The organism is Sphingomonas sp. CROZ-RG-20F-R02-07 (assembly GCF_022662335.1).
Lineage (GTDB): Bacteria > Pseudomonadota > Alphaproteobacteria > Sphingomonadales > Sphingomonadaceae > Sphingomonas.
Window position 1 is genome coordinate 29,728 of sequence record NZ_JAKNQJ010000005.1, and the last position, 13,327, is coordinate 43,054.

General features: G+C 68.9%; 10 protein-coding genes. 4 read left to right on the plus strand and 6 right to left on the minus strand.

All coding sequences use genetic code 11. The features are described 5' to 3' along the window. The first annotated feature begins 39 nt into the window (after positions 1-39). The 4 genes from cyoA to cyoD are packed head-to-tail and all read left to right on the plus strand — an operon-like array spanning position 40 to position 3,954. On the plus strand, positions 40-912 hold the full coding sequence (gene cyoA, locus L8H00_RS09620; RefSeq protein ID WP_347340722.1) for a ubiquinol oxidase subunit II: 873 nt from the start codon (positions 40-42) through the stop codon (positions 910-912). Then, complete coding sequence (cyoB, locus tag L8H00_RS09625) at positions 909-2,921, plus strand: cytochrome o ubiquinol oxidase subunit I (RefSeq protein WP_242097096.1); 2,013 nt, start codon at positions 909-911, stop codon at positions 2,919-2,921. Before cyoA ends, cyoB begins: the two co-directional genes overlap by 4 nt. After that, on the plus strand, positions 2,918-3,556 hold the full coding sequence (cyoC, locus tag L8H00_RS09630; RefSeq protein WP_242097097.1) for a cytochrome o ubiquinol oxidase subunit III: 639 nt from the start codon (positions 2,918-2,920) through the stop codon (positions 3,554-3,556). Before cyoB ends, cyoC begins: the two co-directional genes overlap by 4 nt. Further along, positions 3,553-3,954: a cytochrome o ubiquinol oxidase subunit IV gene (gene cyoD / locus L8H00_RS09635; protein ID WP_242097098.1), complete on the plus strand. Its 402-nt coding sequence runs from the start codon at positions 3,553-3,555 to the stop codon at positions 3,952-3,954. Before cyoC ends, cyoD begins: the two co-directional genes overlap by 4 nt. 134 nt (positions 3,955-4,088) lie before the next feature. Here the strand turns inward: cyoD and L8H00_RS09640 are convergent, their stop codons facing one another. From L8H00_RS09640 to glgC, 6 genes are all read right to left on the minus strand, one after another. Beyond that, entirely contained in the window at positions 4,089-5,684 is a 1,596-nt protein-coding gene (locus tag L8H00_RS09640; RefSeq protein WP_242097099.1) for a choline dehydrogenase, read from the minus strand. A gap of 81 nt (positions 5,685-5,765) precedes the next feature. Further along, the gene (locus tag L8H00_RS09645) at positions 5,766-7,055 is read right to left on the minus strand and encodes a dicarboxylate/amino acid:cation symporter (protein ID WP_242097100.1); all 1,290 of its coding nucleotides are present in this window, start codon (positions 7,053-7,055) and stop codon (positions 5,766-5,768) included. Further along, positions 7,052-8,890: a glycogen debranching enzyme gene (locus tag L8H00_RS09650; protein WP_242097101.1), complete on the minus strand. Its 1,839-nt coding sequence runs from the start codon at positions 8,888-8,890 to the stop codon at positions 7,052-7,054. The genes L8H00_RS09645 and L8H00_RS09650 overlap by 4 nt, the downstream gene beginning before the upstream one ends. Then, on the minus strand, positions 8,887-10,500 hold the full coding sequence (locus tag L8H00_RS09655; protein WP_242097102.1) for an alpha-D-glucose phosphate-specific phosphoglucomutase: 1,614 nt from the start codon (positions 10,498-10,500) through the stop codon (positions 8,887-8,889). The genes L8H00_RS09650 and L8H00_RS09655 overlap by 4 nt, the downstream gene beginning before the upstream one ends. Beyond that, positions 10,497-11,918, minus strand: coding sequence for a glycogen synthase GlgA (glgA, locus tag L8H00_RS09660; protein ID WP_242097103.1), 1,422 nt, complete (start codon positions 11,916-11,918; stop codon positions 10,497-10,499). Before glgA ends, L8H00_RS09655 begins: the two co-directional genes overlap by 4 nt. Positions 11,919-12,045: 127 nt before the next feature. Further along, positions 12,046-13,302: a glucose-1-phosphate adenylyltransferase gene (gene glgC, locus L8H00_RS09665; RefSeq protein ID WP_242097104.1), complete on the minus strand. Its 1,257-nt coding sequence runs from the start codon at positions 13,300-13,302 to the stop codon at positions 12,046-12,048. Between the last annotated feature and the right edge of the window lie 25 nt (positions 13,303-13,327).

The window sequence follows — 13,327 nt, forward strand, 5'->3', positions numbered from 1 at the left end:
ACTGCGGTGCAACGCCGTTTTTTCCTTCTTCGGTGCGCTGTGTCAAGTCGTGGCGCGCTCAGGTGGGTCGCGCCCGCGGCATGTTCTCTCCTGACGGGTTGCGGGCAGGGCGTGCTGGATCCGGCGGGCCCGGTCGCGGCGGGAGAGCGGCTGCTGCTCTTCAACTCGCTGGCCATCATGCTCGCGATCGTCGTGCCGGTGATCGTACTGACGCTTGCCTTCGCCTGGTGGTTCCGCGCCGGCAACACCCGCGCCCGGCACTTGCCCGATTGGTCCTATTCGGGCCGGCTGGAGCTGCTCGTCTGGTCGATCCCGGCGCTCGTCATCATCTTCCTCGGCGGCCTCGCCTGGATCGCCAGCCACGACCTCGATCCCGCCCGGCCGATCCCCGGCCGCACCCGGCCGATCGAGGTGGAGGTCGTGGCGCTCGACTGGAAATGGCTGTTCATCTATCCCGACCAGGGCATCGCCAGCATCAACCGGCTGGCGATCCCGGTCGGCACGCCGGTGCATTTCCGGATCACCTCGGCGACCGTCATGAACAGCTTCTTCGTGCCGCAGCTCGGCAGCCAGATCTATGCGATGTCGGGCATGGAGGCGCAGCTCAACCTGCGCGCGGACCGGATCGGGCGCTTCCACGGAATTTCCGCGCATTATAGCGGCAAGGGCTTTGCCGACATGACGTTCGCGGTGGACGCGATGCCGCCGGCGCAGTTCGCGAACTGGGTCGCGGGCACGCGGGCGGCCGGGCGCACGCTCGATGCGCGCGCCTATCTGCAACTGGCGCGGGTGCATGCCAGCGCGGCGCCCGTCACCTTCGGGCAGGTCCAGCCGCATCTCTTCGAAGCGGCGATCCGCCAGGCCGGCACCGCCACCGCCAAGACCGCGCAGGACGGACGGGAGGATCGATGACCCTATTCGGTAAGCTCGGATGGGACGCGATCCCGTTCGACCAGCCGATCCCGCTGGTCGCGGCGGGGCTCGTCGGTACGGTGCTGCTCGGCGTGCTGCTCTGGGTCTGGCGTGCAGGGCATATCCCCTATCTGTGGCGCGAATGGATCACGAGCGTCGATCACAAGCGGATCGGCGTGATGTACTGCCTGTTCGCGCTCGTCATGCTGGTGCGCGGCTTCGTCGATGCGGCGATGATGCGCGCGCAGCAGGCGGTGGCGATGAACGCGCCGGGCTATCTGCCACCCGACCATTACGACCAGATCTTTTCCGCGCACGGCACGATCATGATCTTCTTCGTGGCGATGCCGTTCATGATCGGTCTCATGAACTTCGCGCTGCCGCTCCAGCTCGGCGTGCGCGACGTGGCGTTCCCGACGCTCAATTCGGTGTCGTTCTGGCTGACCGCGAGCGGCGCGCTGCTCATCAACATGAGCCTGATCGTCGGCGAGTTCGCGAAGACGGGCTGGGTGGTCTATCCGCCGCTGTCCGAGCTCCGCTTCTCGCCGGGCGTCGGCGTCGATTATTATCTCTGGGCGCTGCAGATCTCGGGCGTGGGCACGCTGCTGTCGGGGGTCAATCTCGTCACCACCATCCTCAAGCTGCGCGCGCCCGGCATGGGCTATACGCGCATGCCGATGTTCTGCTGGACCAGTCTTGCCACCAATCTGCTGATCGTCGCGGCCTTCCCGATCCTCACCGCCACGCTCGCGATGCTGATCCTCGATCGCTATCTCGGCTTCCACTTCTTCACCGGCGATGCCGGCGGCAACCAGATGATGTTCGTCAACCTCATCTGGGCCTGGGGCCATCCGGAAGTCTATATCCTGATCCTGCCCGCCTTCGGCATCTTCAGCGAGGTCGTCTCCACCTTTTCCGGCAAGCCGCTGTTCGGCTATCGCTCGATGATTATCGCCACCATGGCGATCTGCCTGCTCGCCTGGATGGTGTGGCTGCACCATTTCTTCACCATGGGCGCGGGCGCCGACGTGAACGGCTTCTTCGGCGTGACGACGATGATTATCGCGGTGCCCACGGGGGTGAAGATCTTCAACTGGCTGTTCACCATGTATGGCGGCCGCATCCGCTTCTCGGTGCCGATGCTGTGGTCGATCGGCTTCATGGTGACGTTCGTGATCGGCGGCATGACGGGCGTGCTGCTCGCGGTGCCGCCCGCCGATTTCGTGCTGCACAATTCGGTGTTCCTCGTCGCGCATTTCCACAACGTCATCATCGGCGGCGTGCTGTTCGGCGCGTTCGCGGGCTATACCTACTGGTTTCCCAAGGCGTTCGGCTTCCGCCTGCACGAGGGCTGGGGCAAGGCGGCGTTCTGGTTCTGGATCATCGGCTTCTACGTCGCCTTCATGCCGCTCTATGTGCTGGGCCTGATGGGCATGACGCGGCGGCTGCAGCATTACGACGTGCCCGAATGGCAGCCCTGGCTTCAGGTCGCGGCGCTGGGTGCCGCGCTGATCGCGTGCGGCATCGCCTGCCTCGCCATCCAGCTCTACGTCTCGATCCGCAACCGCGAGGCGCTGGCCGACACGACGGGCGATCCGTGGGACGGCCGCAGCCTGGAATGGATCACGACCTCGCCGCCGCCGGCGTTCAACTTCGCGGTGCTGCCCGACGTGCGCGGCGAGGAGGCCTATTGGAGCATCAAGTCCAAGGCGCGCGACACGCAGCGATTGAGCGAGCGGCCCGACTATGCCGCGTTCGAGATGCCGCAGAATTCGCCGACCGGCTTCGTCACCGCCTTCTTCGCGACCGCGCTGGGCTTTGCGATGATCTGGCACATCTGGTGGCTGGTGGGGCTTGGGTTCCTGGGCGCCTGGGCCACTTTCGTGGTCTTCGCCTGGCGCAACGAGACCGAATATGAGATCTCCGCCGAGGAGGCCAAGCGCCTCGACGACGAGCGGCGGCGTGCGAAGGCCGCGATGCTCGGCTTGTCGCCGGACGCGGTCGCATGAGCGCGGCATCGACCCAGGGCGATCCGCACCGGTTCGGCCGCGGCGACACGCCGCTGAGCGAGCGCGGCCCCGCGCCCAAGCGGATCGTCGTCTCCTACGGCTTCTGGATCTTCCTGCTTTCCGACTTCATCATGTTCTCGGGCTTCTTCGCGGCCTATGCGGTGCTGTCCGGGGAAACCGCGGGCGGCCCCGGCGGCAAGGACCTGTTCGAGCTGCCGCTGGTCGGGGTGGAGACGGTGCTGTTGCTGCTGTCCAGCTTCGCCTGCGGCATGGGCGGCATCGCGATGCAGGCGAAGAGCACGCGCTGGTTCCAGGTGGCGATGGCGGCCACCGCGCTGCTCGGCGCGGGCTTCCTGGCGTGCGAGCTCCATGAATTCACGCATCTGATCGGGGAAGGCGCGGGGCCGTCGCGCAGCGCGTTCCTCTCCAGCTTCTTTGCGCTCGTCGGCTGTCACGGGCTTCACGTCACCCTCGGCCTCGTCTGGCTGACGACGATGATGGCGCAGGTCGGGGCGAAGGGCTTCCGCGCGGATATCGAGCGGCGGGTGCAATGCTTCATGCTGTTCTGGCACGCGCTCGACATCATCTGGGTGGCGTTGTTCACCGTCGTCTATCTGCTGGGGATGCGCGCATGAGCGAGGAACGGCGCGAGCAGGCGCACGGCGAGGCGGATTCGGCGCCGGGCGAGGGGCAGGATCATGACACGATCGCGGGCGGCGTGCGCGGCTATGCGATCGGCCTCGGCCTTGCGGCACTGCTGACGGCGGCGTCGTTCGTCCTCGTCGGCACGCATGGGCTGATCTGGGGCCCCGGCGTCCCCGTCGCGCTGATCGCGCTGGCGATCGGGCAGATGGGCGTGCACCTCGTCTTCTTCCTGCACATCACGACCGGGCCCGACAACACGAACAACACGCTGGCGCTGGCGTTCGGCGTGCTGATCTGCGCGCTGGTGCTGATCGGATCGGTGTGGATCATGGCGCATCTGAACCACAATCTGATGCCCGCCGACATGATGCGCGGGATGCAGCGCTGACCAGATTGATCGGAGGCGCGTCCAACGCTCTCCGCGCTCGTGCCTTCGCATTCGGTACAGGCCCTTCGACGGGCTCAGGGCGAACGGGGCCGAGGTAAGGTCACCGCACCCTAAGATCATCCCGCTCCAGCCGATCAGCTCGCCCGGATCATGTCCGCCGCTTTTTCCGCGATCATGATCGTCGGCGCATTGGTGTTCGAGCTGACCAGATTGGGCATCACCGAGGCGTCCACCACGCGCAGCCCGGTGAGGCCGCGTACGCGCAGTTCGGGATCGACCACCGCCTGTGCATCGTCCGCCGCGCCCATCCGGCAGGTGCCGACCGGGTGGTAGATCGTCTCGGCGGTGGCGCGCACCCAGGCGTCGATCTCGGCATCGCTGCGCACCGCCGGGCCGGGCGCCAGTTCGGCGTCGCGATAGGGATCGAGCGCGGCCTGCGACGCCACGTCGCGGCCGATCTTCACCGCCTCGCGCATCACCCGGCGATCCTCGGTGCTGGCGAGATAATTGGCGTGAATCATCGGATCGGCGAAGGGATCGGCCGACGCGATGCCGATCCGGCCGCGGCTTTCGGGGCGGAGCTGGCAGAGATGCAGCGAGAAGCCGTCCTCCACGGGCTTGTGCTTGCCATGTTCGCGCATGATCGCCAGCACCGCATGGATCTGGATATCGGGGCGCGACAGTCCCGGCCGCGACGGCAGGAACGCGCCCGATTCGAGGAAATTCTGCCGCCCCAGCCCGGTGCCGCGCAAGAGATATTCGACGCCCACCGCCAGTTGCCGCCACCCCTTGGTCGCGGCGAACACGGTCGTCAGCCCCTTGCTGCGCCAGTTGAGGATCACGTCGAGATGGTCCTGCAGATTCTCGCCCACGCCCGGCAGATCGTGCACCACATCGACGCCCGCCGCGCGCAGCCGCCCGGGATCGCCGATGCCCGACGTCTGGAGGATCTGCGGCGATTGCACCGCGCCCGCACATAGCAGCACCTCGCGCGCGGCGTCGGCGCGCACCACCTGTTTCCGCCGCCCGGCGACATACTCCACCGCCACCGCCCGGCCGCGTTCGACGACGATCCGCGTGGTGCGCGCGCCGGTGACGACGGTGAGGTTCGGCCGCGCCAGCACCGGCCGCAGATACGCCTCCGCCGCGCTCCACCGCCGGCCATTGGAGATGGTGAGGTCATAGGGGCCGAAGCCTTCGAACCGCTCGCCGTTGAAATCCTCGGTGGTCGGATAGCCGGCCTGCGCCCCCGCCGCGATCAGCGCGCCGTTGAACGGGCTGTCGCTCTCGCCCGCCGAGACGTGGAGCGGGCCGTCGCTGCCATGCAGCTCGCCGCCGCGATGGTGGCGTTCCAGCTTGCGGAAATAGGGCAGCACGTCGGCGAACGACCAGCCGGGCAGGCCCATCTGCCGCCATTCGTCATAATCCTGCGGGTGGCCGCGCATATAGATCATGCCGTTGATCGCCGAACTGCCGCCGAGCCCGCGGCCGCGCGGCCAGAACAGGCGGCGGCCGTCCAGATGCGGCTCGGGCTCGGTCAGGAAGCCCCAATTATGGGCGTTGCGATCCTTCATGATCTGCGAGACGCCCGCCGGCATCCGCACCAGCATGCTCGTGTTGCGCCCGCCCGCTTCCAGCAGCAGCACCGACACGCCCGGATCCTCGCTCAGCCGCGCGGCGAGCGTGCACCCCGCCGAACCGCCGCCGACGATGACGTAATCCTGGCCCATGCGCCTCTCCCGATCGCGGCGCCGTCAGGAGCGTCTCGCGTGCATGGATGCTATGCCGCCCGGCGCGTGCGGTAAAGCCCGTCAGCCGCCGAGCGCCGCCGTCAGCCGCGCGCGGTCGAGCCCGCCTTCCCAGCGCGCGACGACGATCGTCGCCACTGCATTGCCGATGAAGTTGGTGAGGCTGCGGCATTCGCTCATGAACCGGTCGACGCCCAGGATCAGCGCCATCCCCGCCACCGGCACCGACGGCACGATCGACAGCGTCGCCGCCAGCGTGATGAAGCCCGCGCCCGTCACGCCCGCCGCCCCCTTGGACGACAGCATCGCGACCCCCATCAGCAGCAGCTGCTCGCCGAACGCCAGGTGCACGCCGCATGCCTGCGCAATGAACAAGGCGGCGAGCGTCATATAGATGTTGGTGCCGTCGAGGTTGAACGAATAGCCCGTCGGCACGACCAGCCCGACGATCGCCCGGTCGCAGCCCGCCGCCTCCAGCTTGGTCATCAGGTTCGGCAGCGCGGCTTCCGACGACGAGGTGCCGAGCACCAGCAGCAGTTCGTCCTTCAGATAGGCGACGAGGCGCAGCACCGAAAAGCCGTGCGCCCAGCCGATCGCGCCGAGCACCACGACGACGAACAGGATCGCGGTGAGATAGAAGGTGGCGACCAGCGCGCCGAGCTGCACCAGGCTGCCCGCGCCATAGGCCCCCACGGTGAAGGCGATCGCGCCGAACGCGCCGATGGGGGCGAGGCGCATCAGCATGCCGACGATGCGGAACACGATCAGCGTCAGCCGCTCGATCAGGTCGAGCACCGGCCGCGCGGGCTCGCCGACGAGCGACAGCGCGACGCCGAACAGAATCGCGACGAACAGCGTCTGGAGGATCGATCCCTCGGTGAGTGCGGAGACCATCGTGTCGGGGATGATCGCCATCGCGAAACCGGTGAGGCTCGTCTCGTGCGCGGCCGCGGCATAGCCCGCGACCGCGCCGGCATCGAGCGTGGCGGGATCGACGTGCAGCCCGGCGCCCGGCTGGAGCAGATTGCCGATGGCGAGCCCGACGAAGAGTGCGAAGGTGGAGACGACGAGGAAATAGCCGAGCGCCTTGGCCGCCACGCGCCCCACCTGCCCCAGTTCGCGCATCCCGGCGATCCCGCCCGCCAGCGTCAGGAAGATCACCGGTGCGATCACCATCTTCACCAGCTTGATGAAGCCGTCGCCCAGCGGTTTCAGCGCCTTGCCCGTATCCGGCCAGAGATGCCCGATCAGCGCACCGATCACGATGGCTGCGAGCACCTGAACGTACAGATGCCGCCAGATCGGTAGCGGGCGGGCGGGCGCGGCGTCGGGCGCGGGGGTCGGCGGGATCATGCCGCGTTCTGGCCGGGAACCGCGCGGCTGTCGAGGATGCGCGCGCGGGCGAGCGTCACGCGACGCGCGGGGCGATCGAAGCGCAGGATCAGCGTGTCGTCGCCATCGGGCAGCCGCAGTTCGAAGCCTTGGGCGGCGTCCCATGCCTCGGCCGTCATCGGCCGGCCGGCGAGATCGCGCCAGTCGCCATGTTCCAGCGCCGCGGGGTCGGCGAGCGGGGTGCCCGCGCGAAACGCGGCGAGCGCGGCGACGAAAGCCTCAAGCGCGGTGTCGCGCCCCGCCCAATCCACCCAGCCGGTGGCATTGTCCTGCGCATAGGCATTGTTGTTGCCGCCCTGGGTGCGGCCGAATTCGTCGCCCGCGCTCAGCATGATCGTGCCCTTGGACGCGAACAGCGTGGCGAGCAGCGCGCGCCGGTCGGCATCGCGCCTGGCGAGGATGGCGGGATCGTCGCTCGCGCCTTCGGCCCCGCCGTTCCACGACCAGTTCTCGCCATGGCCATCGCGGCCGTCCTCGCCATTGGCCGCGTTGTGACGGCGTTCGTGCGCCACCAGATCGGCGAGCGTGAAGCCGTCATGCGCGGCGATGAAGTTCACGCTGCGGGTGGCGGCCCCGCGGAAGATGTCCGCCGACCCCGCGATCCGCGTGGCGAACGCGCCTGCGCCGCCGTCGCCGCGCCAGAAGCGGCGGACATCGTCGCGGTAGCGATCGTTCCATTCGAGCCAGGTCTCGGGAAAGGCACCGAGCCGGTAGCCGCCGGGGCCGATATCCCAGGGCTCGGCGATCATGACGCGGCTGGCGAGAAGCGGATCGGCGGCGATCGCGGCGAAGAGCGGCGCGTGCGCGTCGAAGCCTGGCCCGCGCGCGAGGATGGGGGCGAGATCGAAGCGGAAACCGTCCACGCCCGCGCGCGCGAAATGGCGCAGCGCCGCGAGCGTCAGCGCGCGCACCGGCGGATAGGCGAAATCGAGCGTGTTGCCCGTGCCGCTGTCGTTCACCAGCGCGCCGTCCGCACCGCGCCGATAGACCCAGTCGTCGAGCCCGCGGAAGGAGAGGGTGGGGCCGCCTTCGTCGCTTTCGCCGCTATGGTTGAACACCAGATCGAGGATCGTGCCGATCCCGGCGGCGCGCAGTGCCGCGATGGTGGCGCGCAGTTCGGCCACGCCGCCTGGCACCAGGCCGGGATCGAGCGCCATCGGCACGACGGGGTTGTAACCCCAGGCGTTGACGAGCCCCAGCGGCGGCAGATGCCGCTCGTCGATCCAGGCGACGATCGGCATCAGCTCGACCGCGGCCACCTTCAGGCGTTGCAGATGCGCGATCACGCCCGGATGCGCGAGCGCGGCGAGCGTGCCGCGTTGCTCGGGCGGCACGTCGGGATGGCGCATCGTATAGCCGCGCACGTTCAGTTCGTAGATCAGCCCGCCGGCCGCGAAGATCGGCGGCGGCGGATCGGTGGCGGGCGGGGGGGCGGGCACGATGGCCTTGGGCACCAGCGCCGCCGTGTCGACGCCGCGCGCGCCGAGCCGCGGGTCATAGGCGAAGCGGCGGTCGAGTTCGGTCGCATGCGGATCGACCAGCAATTTGGCGGGATCGAAGCCCGGCGCCGCGCCATCCGCGCGGTAGCCATAGCGCGTGCCGGGCGGCGCCTCCGCCGTCTCGGCCACCCAGGCGTCGCCGCGGCGCGCCATGGCGATGCGCGTCTCGCGATCGCCGTCGAACAGGCAGAGCGCGACCCAGGCGGCGTCCGGCGCGCGCACCGCGAACCGGGTGACGCCGCCGCCGACCCGCACCCCCCAATCTCCTCCCGCGCCGGAGGAGACCGGTTCGCTCACGTCACCACGTCCGGCGCGGTGCGGCCGGTATGCGCGGCGATGCCGGCGATCGCCTCCGCCGCCGCGACGATATCGGCGAGCATCGCGGTCGTATCGCCGTCGATCGCCGCGGCTTCGTAACGTTCGAGATACACGCGCAGCGTCGCGCCCTGCGTGCCCGTGCCCGACAGGCGGAACACCACGCGGCTGCCGCCTTCGAACAGCACGCGCACGCCCTGGCGCAGGCTGGTCGATCCGTCGACCGGATCGGCATAGGCGAAATCGTCCGCCGCCGCGACGACCAGGTCGCCGAACCGCGTGCCCGGCAGCGTCTCCAGCCGCGCGCGGAGCGCCGCCATCAGCGCGTCCGCGCCCGCGCTCGCCACGCCCTCATAATCATGGCGCGCGTAATAATTGCGCCCGAACCGCGCCCAGTGATCGCGCGCGATTTGCGCGGCGCTCTCGCCGCGGACCGCGAGGATGTTGAGCCACAGCAGCACCGCCCACAGCCCGTCCTTCTCGCGGACATGGTCGGAGCCGGTGCCCGCACTCTCCTCGCCGCACAAGGTCGCGCGCCCCGCATCGAGCAGGTTGCCGAAGAATTTCCAGCCAGTGGGCGTCTCATAGGCGGGGATGCCCATCGCCGTCGCCACCCGGTCCGCCGCCGCGCTCGTCGGCATCGATCGCGCGATGCCCTTCAGCCCGGCGGCATAGCCCGGCGCCAGATGCGCGTTGGCCGCCAGCATCGCCAGGCTGTCGGAGGGCGTGATGAAGATGCCCCGGCCGATGATGAGGTTGCGGTCGCCGTCGCCGTCCGACGCCGCGCCGAAATCGGGCGCATCGGGGGCCATCATCGTGGTGTGGAGTTCGTGCGCGTGGACGAGGTTGGGATCGGGATGGTGTCCGCCGAAATCCTCCAGCGGCATGCCGTTCCGCACGGTGCCGGGCGCGAAGCCCAGCCGGCGTTCGAGGATCTCGGTCGCATAAGGCCCCGTCACCGCGTGCATCGCGTCGAATGCCATCGTCAGCCCCGCGGCGCGGATCGCGGTGAAATCGAACAGGTTCTCCATCAGCGCGGCATAATCGGCGACCGGATCGACGATCTCGACGGGCATGCCGCCCACCGCGATCTCGCCAACCGTGTCGAGGTCGATATCGGGCGTGTCTTCCGCCAGCCAGCGGTCGATCGTCTTCGTCCGCGCGAAGATCGCGTCGGTCACGCCCTCGGGCGCGGGGCCGCCATTGGCGATATTGTATTTGATGCCGAAATCGCCGTCGGGGCCGCCGGGATTGTGGCTGGCGCTGAGGATCAGGCCGCCGATCGCGCCGCGCTTGCGGATCAGGTGGCTGGCGGCGGGGGTGGACAGGATGCCGCCCTGTCCGATGATCACGCGGCCGAACGTCGCCGCCGCCGCCATCCGGATCGCGGTCTGGATCACGGTGCGGTTGAGGAAACGCCCGTCGCCGCCGATCACCAGCGTGGCGCCCGCCTTGTCGTCCACCACGTCGAACACCGACTGGATGAAATTTTCGGCATAATGGGGTTGCGCGAAGACCGGCACGGTCTTGCGCAGGCCCGAGGTGCCGGGCTTCTGATCGGGAAAGGGCGTGGTGGCGACGATGCGGATCATGCGGTTTCCGTGAGATTGCGGTAGAGTCGGGCATAGCGCAGTCCGCTGCGTGCCCAGGAGAAATCGGCGCGCATGCCGTTGCGCTGGAGCGTGCTCCAGACGGTCGGCTGCGCGTGGAGCGCGATCGTGCGGGCGAGCGCGCGCAGCAGCGTGTCGGGGTCGACGCCGTCATGGACGATGCCCGTCGCCACACCCGCCGCCAGCGCGGCCTCGTTCGCGTCGATTACCGTATCGGCGAGCCCGCCGGTGCGTGCGACGACGGGCACGCAGCCATAGGCCAGGCCGTATAACTGGGTCAGGCCGCAGGGTTCGAAGCGCGACGGGATCAGGATCGCGTCGGCGCCGCCCTGCAACCGGTGCGACAGCGCCTCGTCATAGCCGATCCGCACGCCGATCCGGCCGGGATGGCGCGCCGCCGCCGCCAGGAACGCGGCCTCGAGCGCGGGTTCGCCCGAGCCCAGCAGCGCGAGGCGGCCGCCCATCTGCACCAGCGCGTCGGTGAGGCCGGCGAGCACGTCCATCCCCTTCTGCCCGGTCAACCGGCTGACGACGGTGAACAGCGGGCCGCCTTCGCCGAGCCCATATTCGCGGGCGACGGCGCGCGCATTGACGCGGCGCTTGGCCAGGGTGCGCGCGGTGAAGGGCTGGGCGAGCGCGGCATCGGCCTCCGGGTTCCACACCGCCGAATCGATGCCGTTGACGATGCCGTGCACCGATGCGCTGCGCGCGGCGATCAGCCCTTCGAGGCCCATGCCGAACTGGGCGCGGTGGATCTCGGTGGCATAGGTCGGGCTGACGGTGGTGATCGCGTCCGCCGCCTCCAGCCCCGCCTTCAGGAAGCCGACGCCGCCATAATATTCGACGCCGTCGAGCGCGAACGCTTCTGGCGGCAGATCGAGTTCGGGAAAGATCTCCGCAGGAAAGGCGCCCTGGAACGCGATATTGTGGATCGTCACGATCGTGCGCGTGGTGCGCGCCGGGGCATAGCGCAGATAGGCCGCCGCCATCGCCGCCTGCCAGTCATGCGCGTGGAGGATGTCGTAATCGCCCGCGATGTCGGCGGCGGCGCGGCCGAGCGCGGCGAAGCGGCGCCAATTGTCGGGATAGTCGCCGCTCGCATCGCCATAAAGCCCGCCGCCGCGCGCGAAGAGCGCGGGCGCATCGAGCACCAGCAGCGGATGCCCGGCGATCTCGCCCTTCAGCAGCCGCGCGGGGGTGCCGAGCAGATCCGTCCAGCGCCGCACCACCCTGGCGCGGCCGATCGCCTGGCCTACCGCCGGATAGCCCGGGATCAGCGTCGTGACCGCAACGCCGTGCGCCGCCAGCGCACCGGGCAGCGCGCCCACGACATCGGCGAGCCCGCCCGTCTTGGCGAGCGGGTATGCCTCGGAGGCGACCGAGAGGACGGAAAGCGTCATCCTATGTTCCCCGGCGAAGGCCGGGGCCCAGTTGGGGGACTCAGGTGATGGAGCGAAGCGCGCGCCAAAATGGGCCTTCCCCACTGGACCCCGGCCTTCGCCGGGGAACGGTCGCGGCATCTGTCACTCACAACCGCGCCACCATCGATCCGGTAATTAGGCACACGCCATTGTCCGTCCGGCGAAAGCGCTGCGCGTCGAGGATCGGGTCCTCGCCCACCACCAGCCCTTCGGGGATCTCCACGCCGCGATCCACCACCACCTTGGATAGCCGTGCGCCGCGGCCGATCACGCAGCGCGGCAGGATCACCGCCTGGTCGAGCTGCGAGAAGCTGTGCGCGCGCGTGCCGGTGAAGATCAGGCTGCGGTGGATCGCCGCGCCCGAGATGATGCAGTCGCCCGAAACGAGGCTCGACACCGCCTCGCCGCGCCGCCCGTGCACGTCGTGGACGAATTTGGCGGGGGGCGTCACCTCCGAATAGGTCCAGAGCGGCCAGCTCCGGTCGTAGAGGTCGAGCTGCGGCACCACGTCGGTCAGGTCGATGTTCGCCTCCCAATAGGCGTCGATCGTGCCGACGTCGCGCCAATAGGCGGCGGGCTCGCCCTCGGTGCGCACGCAGCTGTCGGCAAAGCGGTGCGCCATCGCCTTGCCGTGTTCGACCAGATAGGGGATGATGTCCTTGCCGAAATCGCGCGTCGATCCCGGCGTTTCGGCATCGCGGCGCAACTGGTCGAACAGGAAGCGCGTGTTGAACACGTAGATGCCCATCGAGGCGAGGCTGACATCGGGCTTGCCGGGCATCGGCGGCGGATCGGCGGGCTTTTCCACGAACGCGGTGATCCGGTCGTCGCCGTCCACCGCCATCACGCCGAAGCCGCTCGCCTCGGCGCGGGGCACCTCCATACAGGCGACCGTGACGTCGGCGCCCGCATCGCAGTGCTGGCGCAGCATCAGCTCGTAATCCATCTTGTAGATGTGATCGCCTGCCAGGATCACCATATATTCGGGCGCGTGGCTCTCGATGATGTCGATATTCTGGTACACCGCATCGGCGGTGCCCTCATACCATTGGAACTCGCTGATCCGCTGCGAAGCGGGCAGAATGTCGAAGCTTTCGTTGCGCTCTTCGCGAAGAAAGTTCCAGCCGCGTTGCAGGTGACGGATGAGCGAATGCGCCTTGTACTGCGTCGCCACCCCGATCCGGCGGATGCCCGAATTGATCGCGTTGCTGAGCGCGAAATCGATGATCCGGCTCTTGCCGCCGAAATAGACCGCGGGCTTCGCGCGCGTGTCGGTCATCTCGAACAGCCGGCTGCCGCGCCCGCCCGCCAGCACATAGGCCATGGCGTCGCGGGCAAGCGGTTGCCCCCTGCGGTGATCCATCCTCGTCCCATCCATCGCCACCGCT

Excerpts from the sequence above, each read along its gene's own strand:
- cyoB (WP_242097096.1), top strand. The coding sequence starts at position 909 with ATGACCCTATTCGGTAAGCTCGGATGGGACGCGATCCCGTTCGACCAG.
- cyoC (WP_242097097.1), top strand. The coding sequence starts at position 2,918 with ATGAGCGCGGCATCGACCCAGGGCGATCCGCACCGGTTCGGCCGCGGC.
- cyoD (WP_242097098.1), top strand. The coding sequence starts at position 3,553 with ATGAGCGAGGAACGGCGCGAGCAGGCGCACGGCGAGGCGGATTCGGCG.
- L8H00_RS09640 (WP_242097099.1), bottom strand. The coding sequence starts at position 5,684 with ATGGGCCAGGATTACGTCATCGTCGGCGGCGGTTCGGCGGGGTGCACG.
- L8H00_RS09645 (WP_242097100.1), bottom strand. The coding sequence starts at position 7,055 with ATGATCCCGCCGACCCCCGCGCCCGACGCCGCGCCCGCCCGCCCGCTA.
- L8H00_RS09655 (WP_242097102.1), bottom strand. The coding sequence starts at position 10,500 with ATGATCCGCATCGTCGCCACCACGCCCTTTCCCGATCAGAAGCCCGGC.
- glgA (WP_242097103.1), bottom strand. The coding sequence starts at position 11,918 with ATGACGCTTTCCGTCCTCTCGGTCGCCTCCGAGGCATACCCGCTCGCC.
- glgC (WP_242097104.1), bottom strand. The coding sequence starts at position 13,302 with ATGGATCACCGCAGGGGGCAACCGCTTGCCCGCGACGCCATGGCCTAT.